The sequence below is a fragment of the Nevskia soli genome (assembly GCF_903970205.1).
GTDB lineage: Bacteria > Acidobacteriota > Terriglobia > Bryobacterales > Bryobacteraceae > Bog-113.
The window spans coordinates 13,037-27,774 of sequence record NZ_CAJCHS010000441.1 but is presented as its reverse complement, the minus strand read 5'-3'; the positions used below and the strand labels follow the sequence as shown (position 1 = coordinate 27,774).

10 protein-coding genes and 2 pseudogenes are annotated in these 14,738 nt (G+C 59.6%); 8 read left to right on the top strand and 4 right to left on the bottom strand.

Annotated features, from left to right (window positions below; genetic code table 11):
- Both H1Y01_RS18950 and H1Y01_RS18945 read left to right on the top strand, forming a co-directional pair.
- Positions 1 to 2,310: pseudogene (locus H1Y01_RS18950) on the top strand (hypothetical protein); the annotation flags it as partial.
- Positions 2,311 to 2,394: 84 nt separating this feature from the next.
- The gene (locus H1Y01_RS18945; RefSeq protein ID WP_180542354.1) at positions 2,395 to 3,039 is read left to right on the top strand and encodes a hypothetical protein; all 645 of its coding nucleotides are present in this window, start codon (positions 2,395 to 2,397) and stop codon (positions 3,037 to 3,039) included.
- Between the two features lie 139 nt (positions 3,040 to 3,178).
- Here the strand turns inward: H1Y01_RS18945 and pnp are convergent, their stop codons facing one another.
- Both pnp and rpsO read right to left on the bottom strand, forming a co-directional pair.
- Entirely contained in the window at positions 3,179 to 5,284 is a 2,106-nt protein-coding gene (pnp, locus tag H1Y01_RS18940) for a polyribonucleotide nucleotidyltransferase (protein ID WP_180542352.1), read from the bottom strand.
- Positions 5,285 to 5,430: 146 nt separating this feature from the next.
- The gene (gene rpsO / locus H1Y01_RS18935; protein ID WP_180542350.1) at positions 5,431 to 5,700 is read right to left on the bottom strand and encodes a 30S ribosomal protein S15; all 270 of its coding nucleotides are present in this window, start codon (positions 5,698 to 5,700) and stop codon (positions 5,431 to 5,433) included.
- A 168-nt stretch (positions 5,701 to 5,868) separates the two neighbouring features.
- Between rpsO and H1Y01_RS18930 the strand changes: the two genes are divergently transcribed.
- The 3 genes from H1Y01_RS18930 to H1Y01_RS18920 all read left to right on the top strand — a co-directional run bounded on the left by H1Y01_RS18930 (position 5,869) and on the right by H1Y01_RS18920 (position 7,715).
- Positions 5,869 to 6,165: a BrnT family toxin gene (locus H1Y01_RS18930; protein WP_180542348.1), complete on the top strand. Its 297-nt coding sequence runs from the start codon at positions 5,869 to 5,871 to the stop codon at positions 6,163 to 6,165.
- A complete protein-coding gene (locus H1Y01_RS18925; protein WP_180542346.1) occupies positions 6,134 to 6,439 on the top strand; it encodes a BrnA antitoxin family protein in 306 nt (101 codons plus the stop codon). Before H1Y01_RS18930 ends, H1Y01_RS18925 begins: the two co-directional genes overlap by 32 nt.
- Positions 6,440 to 6,596: 157 nt before the next feature.
- Positions 6,597 to 7,715 (top strand): hypothetical protein, encoded by a 1,119-nt coding sequence (locus H1Y01_RS18920; protein WP_180542344.1) that lies wholly within the window; start codon positions 6,597 to 6,599, stop codon positions 7,713 to 7,715.
- 40 nt (positions 7,716 to 7,755) lie between these two features.
- Here H1Y01_RS18920 and H1Y01_RS18915 read toward each other — a convergent pair whose 3' ends face one another.
- Together H1Y01_RS18915 and H1Y01_RS18910 are read right to left on the bottom strand one after the other, a co-directional pair.
- Positions 7,756 to 8,736, bottom strand: coding sequence for a DUF5808 domain-containing protein (locus H1Y01_RS18915; protein ID WP_180542342.1), 981 nt, complete (start codon positions 8,734 to 8,736; stop codon positions 7,756 to 7,758).
- Between the two features lie 8 nt (positions 8,737 to 8,744).
- On the bottom strand, positions 8,745 to 9,140 hold the full coding sequence (locus H1Y01_RS18910; RefSeq protein WP_180542341.1) for a GntR family transcriptional regulator: 396 nt from the start codon (positions 9,138 to 9,140) through the stop codon (positions 8,745 to 8,747).
- Positions 9,141 to 9,219: 79 nt separating this feature from the next.
- Between H1Y01_RS18910 and H1Y01_RS20195 the strand changes: the two are divergent.
- The 3 genes and pseudogenes from H1Y01_RS20195 to H1Y01_RS18900 all read left to right on the top strand — a co-directional run.
- A pseudogene (locus tag H1Y01_RS20195) lies at positions 9,220 to 10,653 on the top strand (pyridoxal phosphate-dependent decarboxylase family protein); the annotation flags it as partial.
- Positions 10,642 to 12,060 (top strand): tetratricopeptide repeat protein, encoded by a 1,419-nt coding sequence (locus H1Y01_RS20190; RefSeq protein ID WP_437179973.1) that lies wholly within the window; start codon positions 10,642 to 10,644, stop codon positions 12,058 to 12,060. The pseudogene H1Y01_RS20195 and the gene H1Y01_RS20190, both read left to right, overlap by 12 nt.
- 221 nt (positions 12,061 to 12,281) lie before the next feature.
- Entirely contained in the window at positions 12,282 to 14,738 is a 2,457-nt protein-coding gene (locus H1Y01_RS18900) for an ABC transporter permease (protein ID WP_180542337.1), read from the top strand.

Genomic DNA, 14,738 nt, shown 5'->3' with positions numbered 1-14,738 from the left:
CAGTTGGAAGACGCTCCGCTGACCAGGGCGACCGACATTTACGCGCTGGGGCTGGTGGCGTACGAGATGGTGACGGCGCGCCGCCCGTTCGAAGGCACGTCGGATATCAGCGCGGCGATTCAGCGGCTCACCGCGAAACCGGCCCCGCCGGTGGAATGGGTTCCGGAACTGGACGAGCGCTGGAACACGGCGATTCTGCGGTGCCTGGAAAGAGAGCCGAAGGATCGGTGGGAATCGGCATGCGATTTTGTCGAGGCGCTGAGCGGGCCGGCGGTCGCGGTCGCCATCGACAAGCCAGGTAGACGACGCGCGCCTGCGATGCATTGGTGGCGATGGGCGTCCGTCGGCGCACTGGCTGTTGCCGCTGTAGTTTCGTTTTGGATTCTACGCAAGACTCCGGATGTGCCCCCGCAAGCCAGGGAATGGCTGGACAAAGGCACTGCGGCGGTGCGGGATGGAGTTTACTGGAAGGCCACCACCGAACTGGGTCAGGCGATCCAGAAAGATTCGGATCTGCCGATCGCGTATGCGCGCCGCGCGGAAGCTTGGAATGAAATGGATTGCCCGGATAAAGCAGCGCAGGACATGGTCAGCGCTCACGCGCATGCGGCGCGGATTTCAAGACTCGATGGTTTGTACCTGGAGGCGATCAATTTCACCGTGGGCAATCAGTTCGACGATGCCGTTCGGGCATATCAGACCATCCTTGCGAGGCTTCCGGAGGACCAGAAGCACTTCGGCCACGTAGACCTGGGACGCGCTTACGAGAAAAACGCGCAACCGCTGAAAGCTTTGGAGGAGTATAAGGCGGCGACGCAACAGTGGCAAGGCTCGCCCGGGGCTTGGTTGAGGCGCGGCTCGCTTGAACGGAGGCTGTTGCGAAAGAAACAAGCGCGCGAAGATCTCAACAACGCCCTTGCTCTGTTTCACGATTCAGGAGATGAACAAGGGCAGGCGCAGGCGAAGTCCGAGCTCGCGCAGGTCGCGAACGGCGATGAAGCCGCGAAGCTTCTGGTCGAGGCTCTGGCTTTAGCGGGCGACAACCTGTATCAGCAGATCACGATCCAATCCCTGCAGAGTCTGCAAGCGGAGCGGAGAGGCGATCTGAAAGCCTCGCGAGCTCTCGCGACAAAAGCCCAGGCCCTGGCGGAGGAGAAAGGAATGCCGGTGCTCGCGGCGCGTGGCCTGAATGATCTCGGAAACTCGCTTATGTTATCAGGGCAGGATGACGATGCGGCAAAGTACCTGCGAAAGGTAGTCAGCGTGGCAAATAACTATCACGCCAAACGGTTGGAGTACGAAGCACGCTCCGCTCTCGCCCAGATCGAGCTCAAGACGGCGGATGAGACGCAGCGAGTTGCCGCGCTAAAAGAGCTGGCGGAAGCCCACGAGTATTTCGCGAGTCACGGAGACCGCTCGGATGAGGTGAACTCGGACTTGATCACTGCGCGTGCCGAGCGAAATGAAGGCGACTACAAAGGAGCTGCGGGGCGGCTGGTTCTCGCCGCAAAACAGACCGACGATCCGATCGCGCAGGCCCGTATCGCGGGTGATCTGGGCACCATTCGAACCGAACTTGAGGATTATCCAGCAGCAGTGAAAGACATCTTACGGGCGAGGGACCAGGACCAATCGGCCGGATTCAAGCAGAATTTGCCCTACGACGATGAGCACCTTGGAATGGCTTTTACCTTCCTGGGAGAATTTAAGCGCGCCGAAGAGAGTCTCAATCTGGCGGCGCAAGAAGGATTCAAGGAAAGCGACCTGGCGACGGATCGCGCCGAACTGGAGATGTTGCGCGGAAACTACGCCGCCGCCGCAAAGCTCTGTTCGCAGGTTCTCGCTAGGAGAGATGCCGATCCAGGAGATATTATCGAAGCAAAGCGCATCCAGGGACTCTGCCTGCTTCGATTAGGAAAGACGGTTGAAGGTAAGGCTTTGTGTCAGCAGGCGTCGGCGGCGGCTTCTTCGACGGACCAAAGCACCAGAGTAAACGCCGCAATGGCTTTGGCGCTCGCGGAGTTGATAACCGGAGACGGTCGTTCGGCCCTGGGCCGTACACGGTCTCTCGATGGAGAGTTGAACCAGAAAGGCCAGCGAAGCTCACTCTGGCGTTGCCGCCTTTACGAAGCGCAGGCGACCGAGATGTTGGGGGATCATGCTAAAGCTCGCGAATTTGCGAATAGTAGCCGCACGTCGCTCAACGCGCTCATCAGTGAGTGGGGTCCGGGCGCAAGCGGCACTTATCTGCAGCGGGCCGATATACAAAGTGAACGAGCGAAGTTGACGAGTTTAAAGAGCAGTAACTAAAGCCACAAGAAAGGATGTAGTCCCAATGAAAACGCTTCCAGTTGAATCTCCCGCAATGGCGGACTTATCGATCGGCGGACTCCGATGACGCGAACCCAAAAGTGGATGTGGAGTGGAGTGGGATTAGTGGCGTTGTTGGGAATACTCGGGTTCGTTTTCCGCACGGAAATCCGCAGGCTCTATCTGCTGCTTATAAGTCATGACAACCCGATAACGATGCAAGGCGGTACTCTGGACATCTGGTCATCGAACTACGACTTCCTCAAAAACGGTCGGCAGGAGTACTACCTGGTAATCCAAGACTTAGTCAATAATCCAAAAGTCACGTCGTTGAGGGTGTGCGCTGACTATCCTTGCAATACGGTTTACGTCCCTGCCCTCCCGATAAACGGGCGACCGTTTGCAGTGTGCACGGTCAATCCCCATTACGTTCGCGTCTGGAGTGCGGACGGATCCACGGTAACTGCCGATTCGTGGCGAGATCCAAACCATACGGCCAAAATCTTTATGAGCACTAACGAAACTTCATCGGCCGGAAACTATGGACGACGGCATCTGGATAAGAGCGCGGTTTCGCAATACATGTACCTGACGGTGGGCGGCAGCGCTGGATACAACAGTTGTAGCCAGACGCCCGAGAACGATTGCTCAGCAGATCGGTTTGCTTCGCCTTGTCGCCTCAAATGCAAGGACAGTAAGTGTTTCGTCCGGATGGAATGGGAGTATTGAATTGCGGGCGGTTGCCGCGAAAGCCCAGAAACCTAAATTAGCCGCGGATGAACAGTGACGAACTCGGATGAAAGACGGCAGGTATTCGCCTTCCCCATCCATGCTCATTACTGTTTATCCGCGGCTAACTGGTTTTGTTCTAAACCTGGACCTTCAGCTTCTCGCGCTGTTCCTTCAATACAGCCTTGCGGCTCAGCTTAATCTTGTTGCCCTCGAGCGCCAGAACCTTAACCAGGATCTGATCGCCTTCCTTCAACTCATCGCGCACTTCTTTCACGCGATTCTCCGCGATCTCGCTGATGTGCAGCAGCCCGTCCGTGCCGGGGAAGATCTCGACGAAAGCTCCGAAATCGACAATTCGCACGACCTTACCCAGATAGGTTTTCCCGATCTCAGCAACAGCCGTAATATCGCCGATAATCTGCAGCGCTTTCTGCGCGGCCGCGGCGTCGTTGGACGCCACGTTTACCGTGCCATCGTCGCTAACGTCGATCTTCACGCCGGTCTGCTCGATGATTCCGCGAATCACCTTACCGCCGGGTCCAATGACTTCGCGAATCTTATCTACCGGGATCGTGAGCGTGTAAATGCGCGGCGCGTACTCCGACATGCTGGTGCGCGGTTCCGCCAGCGCCTCGTTCATCTTGTCCAGGATGAATAGGCGTCCGCGTTTCGCCTGATCGAGCGCTTCCTTCATGATGGCCGTGGTCACATTCGGGACCTTGATATCCATCTGCAGCGCAGTGATGCCTTGCCGGGTACCGGCGACCTTGAAATCCATGTCGCCGTAGTGATCCTCGGCGCCCGCGATGTCGGTCAGAACGGCGTACTTATCGCCTTCCTTCACCAGGCCCATCGCTACGCCGCTGACTGCGGCACCCATGGGAACGCCGGCATCCATCAGAGCCAGACTTGCGCCGCAAACCGTGGCCATCGAGCTGGAACCGTTCGATTCCAGAATGTCCGAAACGACGCGTAAGGTGTAAGGGAACTTGGCCTGATCCGGAACTAAGCTTGTCACCGAACGTTCGGCCAGAGCGCCGTGTCCGATCTCGCGGCGTCCCGCTCCGCGCATGAAGCCCACTTCGCCGACGCTGAACGGCGGGAAGTTGTAATGCAGCATGAAACGCTTGGAGCGCTCCACGCCCGGCTCCAGCAGCTCGTAGCGCTGCTCGTCGTCCTTGGTGCCCAGCGTTACCGTGACCAGAGCCTGCGTCTCGCCGCGGGTGAAGACCGCCGATCCATGCGTGCGCGGCAGCACTCCGGTTTCAATCGAGATTTGGCGGATTTCATCGAATGCGCGGCCGTCGGGACGGCGCCGCTTGTCCAGCATCTCGTCGCGGAAGATGCGCTCCTTGAGAGCGTCGAAAATCTTGGCGACCGCCGGGTGCTCTTCTTCGGGGAACGACTTCTTGAGCTTGTCTTTCGCGGCATCGATGCGCGCGTAGCTTTCCAGCTTGGGATATTTTTGGGTGTTCAGCGCGTCGGTCAACTCTTCCCGAATCATCTCGGAAACCTTAGCCGATAGCACAGGATCGAGTTCGGGAGAGGTGAATGCCCGCTTCGGCTTTCCGATCTTCCGCACCATCTCGGCGATCACGGCCGCGACTTTCTTACAGCACTCGTGACCGAATTCCAGCGCGTGCAGCACTTCATCTTCGCCGGCCTGGAGCGCCGCCGCTTCAACCATCACCACGCCTTCTTCGGTGCCGGTGACGACGATGTTCAGCTTGGAGGCGCGCTCTTCGTCATAAGTCGGATTGGCGACCGGTTTGCCGTCCACGAAGCCGACGCGCACCGCGCCTACATGATGATGAAACGGGATGTCCGAGATGGCGAGCGAGGCCGCCGCTCCGATGATGCCCAGCACGGCCGGATCCTGCTCCGGATCGGCGGACAGCACCATGGCGATAATCTGCGTATCGCACATATACCCTTCGGGAAACAGCGGGCGCATGGGCCGGTCGATCAACCGGCTGGTGAGGATTTCTTTTTCGGAGGGTCGCCCTTCGCGTTTGATGAAACCGCCCGGAATCTTTCCGGCGGCGTAGGTGTACTCGCGGTAGTCGACCGTTAGGGGGAAGAATCCCTGCCCCGGCTTGGGCGTTTGGTTGGCGCAGGCGGTGACCAGGACTACCGAATCGCCGCTGCGCACGACTACGGCTCCGTTGGCCTGTTTGGCTAATCGTCCGGTCTCAAGACTGATCTTGCGGCCGTTTAAATCGACTTCAAAGGTGTGAATCATTCTTCTGCCATTCTGCCCAGCGGTTTAACCGGAGGGCGAAATTTGGCGAGGAATAGGAAGGGGGGTAGCGGGAAAAGCGGTGGACTGCTTCCCGTATGCGCTGACCGGCAACGCACGGAACAACTCCCGGTGCATCTACTGATAACTTAGTGGCGGATTCCAAGTTTGACCAGGACGGCTTTATACCGTTCCGGGTCGTTCTTACGAAGATACGTCAGAAGCCGGCGCCGTTGAGCGACCATGGTCAGCAATCCGCGGCGGGACGCATGATCCTTCTTGTGCATCTTGAAGTGCTCGTTCAACTGGGTGAGACGTCCGCTGATCAGCGCGATCTGGACCTCTGGCGAACCTGTGTCCGTCTTGTGAATCTGATTATTGACCAGGATTTCTTTCTTTTTTTCAATCGCCAAAGGCATTCCGGGGTTGCTGCTCCTTCTCTTCTTTTTCTCTCGTTATATTTCCTTCAGGGTACCACAAGCAGGACGAATGGTCCTATACGAGCCGAAAACTTGCCGTTCCGAAGAATGGTGATTCACCCCGGCTGTACATGCTATTCTGTACATACAGTCCCGAAGTAATAGCGGATGCGATTTGAGTGGGACGAGAAAAAGAACCGACGCAATCTCGCGAAGCACAAGGTCAGTTTCCAGACTGCGATTTCTGTTTTCGATGACCCGTTTGCACTTAGCATCCAAGATCGCATGTCAGATGGTGAAGAACGCTGGCAAACGTTAGGGCTGATTGACGGAGTTATTTTGTTGATCGTCGCCCATACTTGGCAGGACGACGATGATGAAGTGATTCGTTTGATCTCAGCCCGCAAAGCCACCCCGAGTGAGCGAGAATCTTATGTTGAAAACCGGCACAGATCGTATGACTGAGATCCGAGCGCTAAAGCGGATGAAGGACAGCAGCATCGATACGACCGACATCGCACCAATATCCGACTGGAGTAATGCGGTAATCGGGAAGTTCTACAGGCCCATAAAGAAGCCGGTCACGATCCGTTTGGATGCCGACGTTCTCGCGCGGCTCAAGGCGGCGGGCGGCGGTTACCAAACCCGAATAAATGACCTCCTTCGGAAGGCGATGGAGAGGAACGAATCTCGTATATTCGTGGTTCGCCTCAGTGATTATGGAGAATTTGCCGCCTGATGGTCTCGCCTCATTCTCATTGCTGAGTTCGGCGGTAAGCCCGGTCCGGCGAACAGAATGGGCAGAGCGCTACGTAGAGGATTTCCTCTCGCTTCCGTTCTTTGCTGAGTTTGTGTTCCGGGATGTTCAAACAACGGAACGGGGAAAATCCGAGCAGGTGGCGGATTTTCTAATCTTTCACCGCGGGACCGGCATTCTGATCGAACAGAAATTCCAAGAGAATCCCACGGCCAGAACGGGCCAGAAAATTGACCTTTGGGCTCGAAAACAGGCGAAAGAAGGGTGGTCTCAACTGCGCCGAGCCTTCACACGCAGCCGGAATTTTCCCGTTTGGTGCGACCATCCCCGGCAAGGGCGCGTCGAATTTCAGGACGGTTTGCCGCCGATTCGACATGCCATCGTGGCTCTGGAAGTTCGACGACCAGTGGATCTCAACCCAATTGCGGGCGAGTTACCGCTCGATCACTATGGGATCCCCATCAGTTATCTCGCGCTCAACGATCTTCTAAATCTGGCGATTCTGCTTCGGAGTATCCCGGAACTGACCGATTATTTGTCCGCGCGGCGTTCACTGTCCGCTGCCGATCTGAGGCAGATCGGCGGTGAGGAAGCGCTGTTCAGTTTCTATCTCCTCAACGAGGGCTCATTCGTAGGGTGCAGCGGGATCAATGACGCTCGCCTCGCCGTTGCAGCCGATAAGGAACGACTGAACAGCGCTTTGGAACGAAAGTTCGAGGCGGATCAATACGCGCATTTGATGGAATACGTCGCCGATGAACTCGCGACAAGGCTTCCGAACTACGCCGAAGGCGTTCCCGATCCTTTACTCCGGGCGTACGATCCGCCTGACCGAAGACAGAATTACCTCGAGGTGCAGGCGGAACTATCCGACCTTCGATTGCGGGAGCGCTCTGAGCTTGGCCGCGTATTTCACGGCACGATCGAACGTCTTGGGGAAGTCGATCGGGGATTCACTTTCAGAGCAGTTCGTTTCGACTCGATGCCCGATTGGGTGTATGTGGTCGGAGCTGCGAAGAACATTGATCGAGCGGAACTCCTTTCAAAAATCATCGAGCTCATGGGTGGTGCGATGGCGTTTTATAAAAAGTCTAAGTGCCTCGTGATGGTTGATCGTGAGGGCACCGGGTACGAACTGGCGTTATCCCGCCCCGGTGTGAGACCCAAACCTGAACATGTCGAAGCGGGAAGACGCCTCTTTGGCAACCTTCGAACCACGACCATACCGCTGAACTTTCTTCCCCACGGTGAAACCTGAGCAAATCCTTCAGCGCAGCGTTTACCGAATTCGCGTCTATCTAAACCAGCCACACCGAACCGATGACCAGCACCAGGCCGCCCATCAAAGCCCACGACCAGTGGTTGCCGAAATTGATCGTGTAGCCCAGGCCAGTCCGCTTCTCTACGAACAGGGCCGCGTCGTCCGGATTGTAGTAGAGCAGGCCGCCCTTCCAGCAATTGTCGGGAGTCGCTTCGAGCGGCTCCGACGGTTGCATGGTGTGCCGCGCGGCGATCCACACGACCGGAACGACGAAGCCGACGGGAACCACCACAATGATCCACATCGGGATGGCATACAGAGGTTGCACCGCAGTCAGGGCGAGGAGCAAACCCATCATGCATTGGGCCGCTACCAGAATGCCGAGAGTCATCTTGCGCCACTTGGAGCGCCGGGCGCCGAACCAGCAGGCCAGCGCCAGAACCAACAGCCAGGCGCACAGGAAAAAACCGAACAGCAACGGCGCGTAAACATCGTGCGGCGTCCGGACCGACCATTGGTTGGGGCGCCCATCGATTCCCCAGTGCGTCGGGAACCGCTCCGGGATGCGGGACCAGTTGGCGTAGAGGTCCGCGGCGGCCGCAGCGAGAACTGCGAGAGGGGCCGCCGCCATCCATACGAAGCGCGGCAGGCGATCGGGCGCGGTGGTGAGGTTTGCTTCGCGATAGCGCGCTGTCGCGTTAGGCGCGGCAAAAGGCAGCAGCGTCCGATGTTGCCGGACGTAGCTGAAGCTGCACGCCAGAAGGATTGCAATCGGAGTTGCGCCGGTCATCACTTCGAGCCACGATTCAGGGACCACGAAGCACGCCGCTGCGCCGGCAAGCGTGACCGCGCCCACCACCCGACGGAATGCGGCAACCGAGCGGCGCGCCGCAGCGCTCGCGCGAAAGGCGGGAGTCACCGGCACTGCAAATAGCAGGTTCCGCCGGGACAGATTGGGAATCGCGAAAATAATCGCGCCGAAAAAGAGAGTTATCGAACTGAGAAGTAGTTTCATCATTTGTGCGGTCATCGTGCAATCACCTTTGCCATGTCGCGCAGTTCGGCGGCGATTTGGTCGCCGGGCGCACCGTCCGCGCGCATCTGCGCGACTAAATTTCGAAGCTTGCTGCGGAAATCCTCCAGCCAGTCCTGACCCGTCATCTTCGGGGTCGATCGTTCCAGCACCACCGCGCCGCGCCCGTGCTGCAAATCGAGCCATCCCTCGCCAGCCAGTTCGCGGTAAGCATCCGCGACCGTGTTGAAGTGAACGCCTAGTTCGATGGCCAGCCGCCGGATGGACGGCAGCGTATCGCCGACAGTCAGATCGCGGTTCACCAGCAGCACCCGGATGCCTTCAGCGATCTGGCGGACGGCGGGTACGCCGGATAGGGGATCGAACCGAATCTTGGGTTGCCCGGCCATCGATTCGACTGTACACCTAGAGTGTACAGTCTGTCAAGCGGGTTACGGCCTCGGGTGCAGGAGGAGAATGGAGTCACGCATGTCGGCGGAAACTTCGCTCGATCCTGTGGACTGGACGCCGTTCCGGCAGCAGGCGCACGAGATGCTCGACGACGCTCTCAACTACATCCAGCACATTCGCGAGCGGCCGGTCTGGCAGCCGGTCCCGGCGGACGCGCGGGCGCACTTTCGAGAGCCTGTCCCGTATGAAGGGTCGAGTCTCGGCGAGGTTCACCGGCGGTTCCTGAAAGACATACTGCCTTACGCTACCGGCAACACGCATCCCGGGTTCATGGGATGGGTTCACGGCGGGGGAACGCCGGTCGGGATGCTGGCTGAGATGCTGGCTGCGGCAATCAACGCGAACTGCGGGGGCCGCGACCATATCCCGATTGAAGTGGAACGGCAAATCGTGCGCTGGATGCAGTCGATTTTCGGATTTCCCGAGAGTGCTACGGGACTGTTCGTGACCGGAACGTCGATCGCGAATCTCATCGGCGTGGTGATCGCGCGCGATGTGTTTCAAGACGCAGGCCGCAAGCTGACAGCCTACGCATTGCGTTCGGTTCACGCGTCGGTTGGGCGCGCGATGGATATTGCGGGAATCGGCGCCGAGGCGCTTCGGCTACTGCCTGATGTCGCGGGCTTCGCCGGTGCGATTGAGGCGGATCGCCGCGCCGGATTCACGCCGTTCCTGGCAGTCGGAACAGCGGGCACTGTGGACACGGGGGCGATCGACGATCTGAATGCGCTGGCCGATCTGTCGCGCAGAGAGAATCTCTGGTTCCATGTCGACGGGGCGTTTGGCGCGCTCGCCATACTGGCGCCGGAGATCGCGCCTCGCCTGCGCGGCATCGAGCGCGCGGATTCGCTGGCGTTCGATTTCCATAAGTGGGTGCAAGTGCCTTATGACGCCGGCTTCATCCTGGTTCGCGATGGCGTGCTGCACCGAAAGGCATTCGCGATGTCGGCTGCTTACCTCCGCCGCGAGGCAGCGGGGCTTGCCGGAGGTTCACCGTGGCCCTGCGATTTCGGACCGGATCTCTCGCGTGGTTTCCGCGCGCTGAAAACGTGGTTCACGTTGAAGGTCTACGGAACGGATGCGATAGGACGCGTGATTGCGGAGACGTGCCGCCTGGCGCGCTATCTGGCCGACCGCATCGGGCACTCGCCGGAACTTGAGCTTCTCGCGCCGGTGGAACTCAACATTGTTTGTTTCCGGTATCGGGTAGGGAGCGAGTCAGATCGCGTGAACGCGCGGATCGCCGTAGAACTCCAGGAGGCCGGCGAGGTCGCCCCGTCAACGACTCTCATCGAAGGCGTGCTGGCGATTCGCGCTGCCATCGTGAATCATCGGACAACCGCGGCTGAGATCGATATTCTGGTCGACCGGGTGCTTGCCACGGGACGGCGGCTTACGGCGCATGCGGACGGAAACTCCCAGACGAACGCGCTCGCAGAAGTGTGGGCGCCGCGCAAGCTGCGCGAATCGCTACTTCAGGGCTCGCAAGCCGTCGGCGACATCGAACGCGCGCGGCTTTTAGCCGAAGTCGGGCGGACCGTGGAGGCAAGAGACGCGTATCTTGAGATCCTCGGGCGCGACCCTTCACATCGTCTGGCGCTGAACAACCTCGGCATGCTGCTGTATGAAACCGGATACCGCACGGCCGCGAGGACCGCCTATGCCCGAGCCGCGGCGCAGCATCCGGACGATCCGCTGAGCCTGGTCAATCTGGCGAATGCGCTGCGCGAAAACGGCGATGGCGCGGCCGCGCGCGCACATTACGAAAGGGCGCTGCGCCTGAAGCCGGATCACGCGGCGGCGCACCAGGGTCTCGGCTGCATCCTCGCCGATGAGGGTGATTCGGTTGGCGCCGCGGAACACTGGCGACGCGGGTTCGAGAGCCGCCCGATTGTGACTTTGCCATACCGCGGCAGGCGTCCGCCGATATCCGTGCTTTTGCTGGCCGCAGCGGCCGGCGGGAACGTTGCGATGCGCAATTTCCTGGACGATCGGGTGTTCGAGACCCACATCGTTTTCGTGGAGTATTTCGATTTCGCGAACGCGCTGCCACTGCACCGGCTCGTGATCAATGCAATCGGCGATGCGGACCTGGCGGCTTCGGCCCTCAGTGCCGCCCGGTCTCTGCTTGCCTTGACTCGAGCGCCCGTCATCAATGCTCCCTCGGCAGTGGGCGCGACAGGACGCAGCGATAACGCGCGGCGCCTGGCCGATATTCCGGGCGTCGTCACGCCCGGCGCAGAAACGCTGCCCCGATCGCTCATCGAGGGGACGGATGCCGTCAACGTCCTGAAGCGTCACGGGTTCGAGTTTCCGCTGCTGATCCGCAGTCCTGGGTTCCACACGGGTCTGCATTTCGTTCGTGTGGAGACCATCGCCGGGCTGCCGCCAGCGCTGAACGAACTTCCAGGCGACGAGCTGACGGTGATGCGCTACCTGGACGCGCGCGGAGCCGACGGCAAATCGCGCAAGTATCGCGTGATGATGATCGATGGCGAGCTATACCCGCTGCATCTGGCAATTTCCGCCGCCTGGAAAATCCACTACTTCACGGCGGAAATGACGGACAATGCCGAGCATCGGGCCGAAGACGCGGAGTTCCTCGAAGGCATGGCATCGGTTCTTGGCGCGAAGGCGATGACGGCACTTCGCGAGATTCAGAAGCGCCTGGGTCTCGATTATGCGGGCATCGACTTCGGGCTGAATGCAAACGGCGAGATCCTGTTGTTCGAAGCCAATGCCGCGATGGTGGTCAACCCGCCGGAACCGGATGACAAGTGGGCGTATCGGCGAGCGGCGATCGAGCGCATCTATGCTGCAGTAAGAACGATGCTACTGGCGCGATCTAGAGTGCGGTGACCCCGAGCTAGAGTCATCGAACCGGTGTCAACGCGGAGACGGATGCTTAAGGTTCTTACGAAATCGCGGCGAGAGCCTCTTACGCGTCCACAGCAGTCCTGCAGTCCTCATCGAACGTCGCAAGGTCGTTGTGGTGCTCATTGCCTCAGCTTACGCCGGTAGGTATTCCCGCAGCGCAACGCCGGCGCTCATCGAGATGATAGAAGAGGAGTGTGACTCGAATGAGTTCCTGGCTTTCCACCCTGCCGGATTTCCGGTTCGCGATTCGGCAACTAATTAAGAGCCCGGGATTTACGCTGACCGCACTGCTCTCAATCGCCCTCGGCATCGGGGCCACGACCGCAGTTTTCAGCGTCGTATACGGGGTGCTGATCGATCCGTACCCGTATAAGAATCCCGAGCGCCTGGTGCACTTGATCCTGAAAGATAAAGCCGGGCACGACCGGTGGCCAGGGCTGACCGGTCCCCAGATCGAGCAGGTGCGGATGGCGCCGGGCGTGGAAAGCGTGACCGGTCAGATCGATTGGAGCCTCACCACGACAGGTGAAGACCTTCCCGACGATGTCATGGGAGTTTATCTGACTCCGAACGCCTTCCAGCACTTTGGCGTACCCGCCCTGCTGGGCCGCGAATTCGGTCCGGCGGACGCGCCGAGCGGACGCGATCCAGAGCCCGTGGTCGTTCTCGGTTACAAGTTCTGGCAGCGGCATTTCGGCGGCGACCGCAACGTGGCCGGACGAAACCTGGAACTGGTTCACAAGAGCTACGTGGTGATCGGTGTCATGCCGCCGCGGTTCACGTGGGGGCCCGATGACGGCGCGGATGTTTATCTTCCGCTGAAACTAACCTCCGATACCAACGCCGCGTATTTCCCGAGCATCCGGCTGAAACCGGGCGTTTCGCGCGCGGCGGCGGACGCAGCGCTGCAGCCGCTGCTGGAACAATTCGCCAGACAACAGCCGGGTCGCTTTCCTGAGCACTTCAAAGTGACGGTCCAAGGTCTGAACGATTTCTTCGTGCAGCGCGTGGGCAAGACGCTCTCGCTGCTCCTCGGTGCGGTCACGCTGCTGCTGCTGATCGGATGCGCCAACGTGTCGATCCTGCTGCTGGCGCGCGGGATGGCGCGGAGCCACGAGTTTGCAGTGCGCGCCGCGATTGGCGCCGGAAGAGTACGGCTGGTTTCGCAGCTGCTAATTGAATCACTGGTGCTGTCACTGGGCGGAGCAATGCTCGGAGTCGTGCTGGCTTATCAGACGGTGGCGTGGATCGCGGCGTGGCTCCCCGAGGGCTCCTTCCCAAAAGAAGCGGCGATCGCACTGAATCTGCCCGTCCTCTTCTTCAGCATCGCGCTCGCGGTGCTGACCAGCGTTGTCTTCGGCCTCTCCCCCGCGCTTTCGCTATCACGGCCGGACATCGCCGAAGTGATTCAGACCAACACGCGCAAAGCTTCGGGCGGAGTCCAGGGCAAACGGATGAATGCCGCGCTGATAGCGGGTCAAATTGCGCTGACCGTCGTGTTGCTGACAACGGCCGGTGCCGCAGTCGAAGGCTTTCTCCGGCTGATGCATACGAATTTGGGATACGACCCACACAACGTGATGTCCGTGGGAATACCGATTCACGAAAACACTTACTCGACGTGGGCGCAGCGCTCGACGTACTTCGAGCAGCTGCGCCAACGGATCTCTACTCTTCCGGAAGTAGTCTCGGTGGGGATCTCGTCCAGCGCAACGCCGCCGAACAACGGATGGGAGACAAAGTTCGAGATTCGGGGGCGGTCGTCCCATGAGGCGCAGGAGTTACGAGCGAACTTTGTCAGTACCGAATACTTCGATGTCCTCCACATTCCCGTCGAGCAAGGGCGCTTGTGGGATGGAGCCGCTGCCGCCCGCGGCGATCATGTGGCGGTCATTAACCAGACGATGGCCCGCCAATATTGGCCGAACGGTGACGCGGTTGGCCGCCAGGTCCGATTACCGATGTTGAAGGGTGACACGATTTACTACTCTGTGACACTCCCGGATAGCGATAGCTGGTTCCATGTGATTGGCGTTGTGCGAGATACACGCAACGATGGATTGCGCAACGCGATCCGGCCGGCGATTTATCTCCCGTATACCGTGAACATGCGGATGTACACCGAGCTTCTGGTTCGCACCCGGACTCCGCCGCTGCAATCGCTGCGCAGCGTTCGCGCACAGGTGCTGGCGGTCAATGGAGACCAGCAAGTGTCCAGCCACGTGCGCAGCCTGGATCAATGGATTACGACCCAGCCGGAATGGGCCCAGCAGCGGCTGATTGCCGTTCTTTTTGGTGGATTTTCGTTACTCGCGCTCGTTCTGGCGGCGGTAGGACTCTATAGCGTGGTTTCGTACACGGTGGCGCAACGGACCAGTGAAATCGGCATTCGTATGTCGCTGGGCGCGCGCCGGGGACATGTCCTGACGCTCGTGTTTGCGTCCACCGCAAAGAGCGTAGCGGTCGGGCTTTTGGTGGGCGCGGGATGCAGCGTACTGCTGAACCGCATGCTGCAGGGTTGGGTGGCAGGCAATGCGCGCGATCCGAGAATTCTGCTGATAACGGCGATGCTGCTCGGCGCGAGCGCGGCGGCGGCGAGTTTCTTCCCGGCACGCCGGGCGGCGTCGATCGATCCGATGATGGCGGTGCGGGAGCAGTGA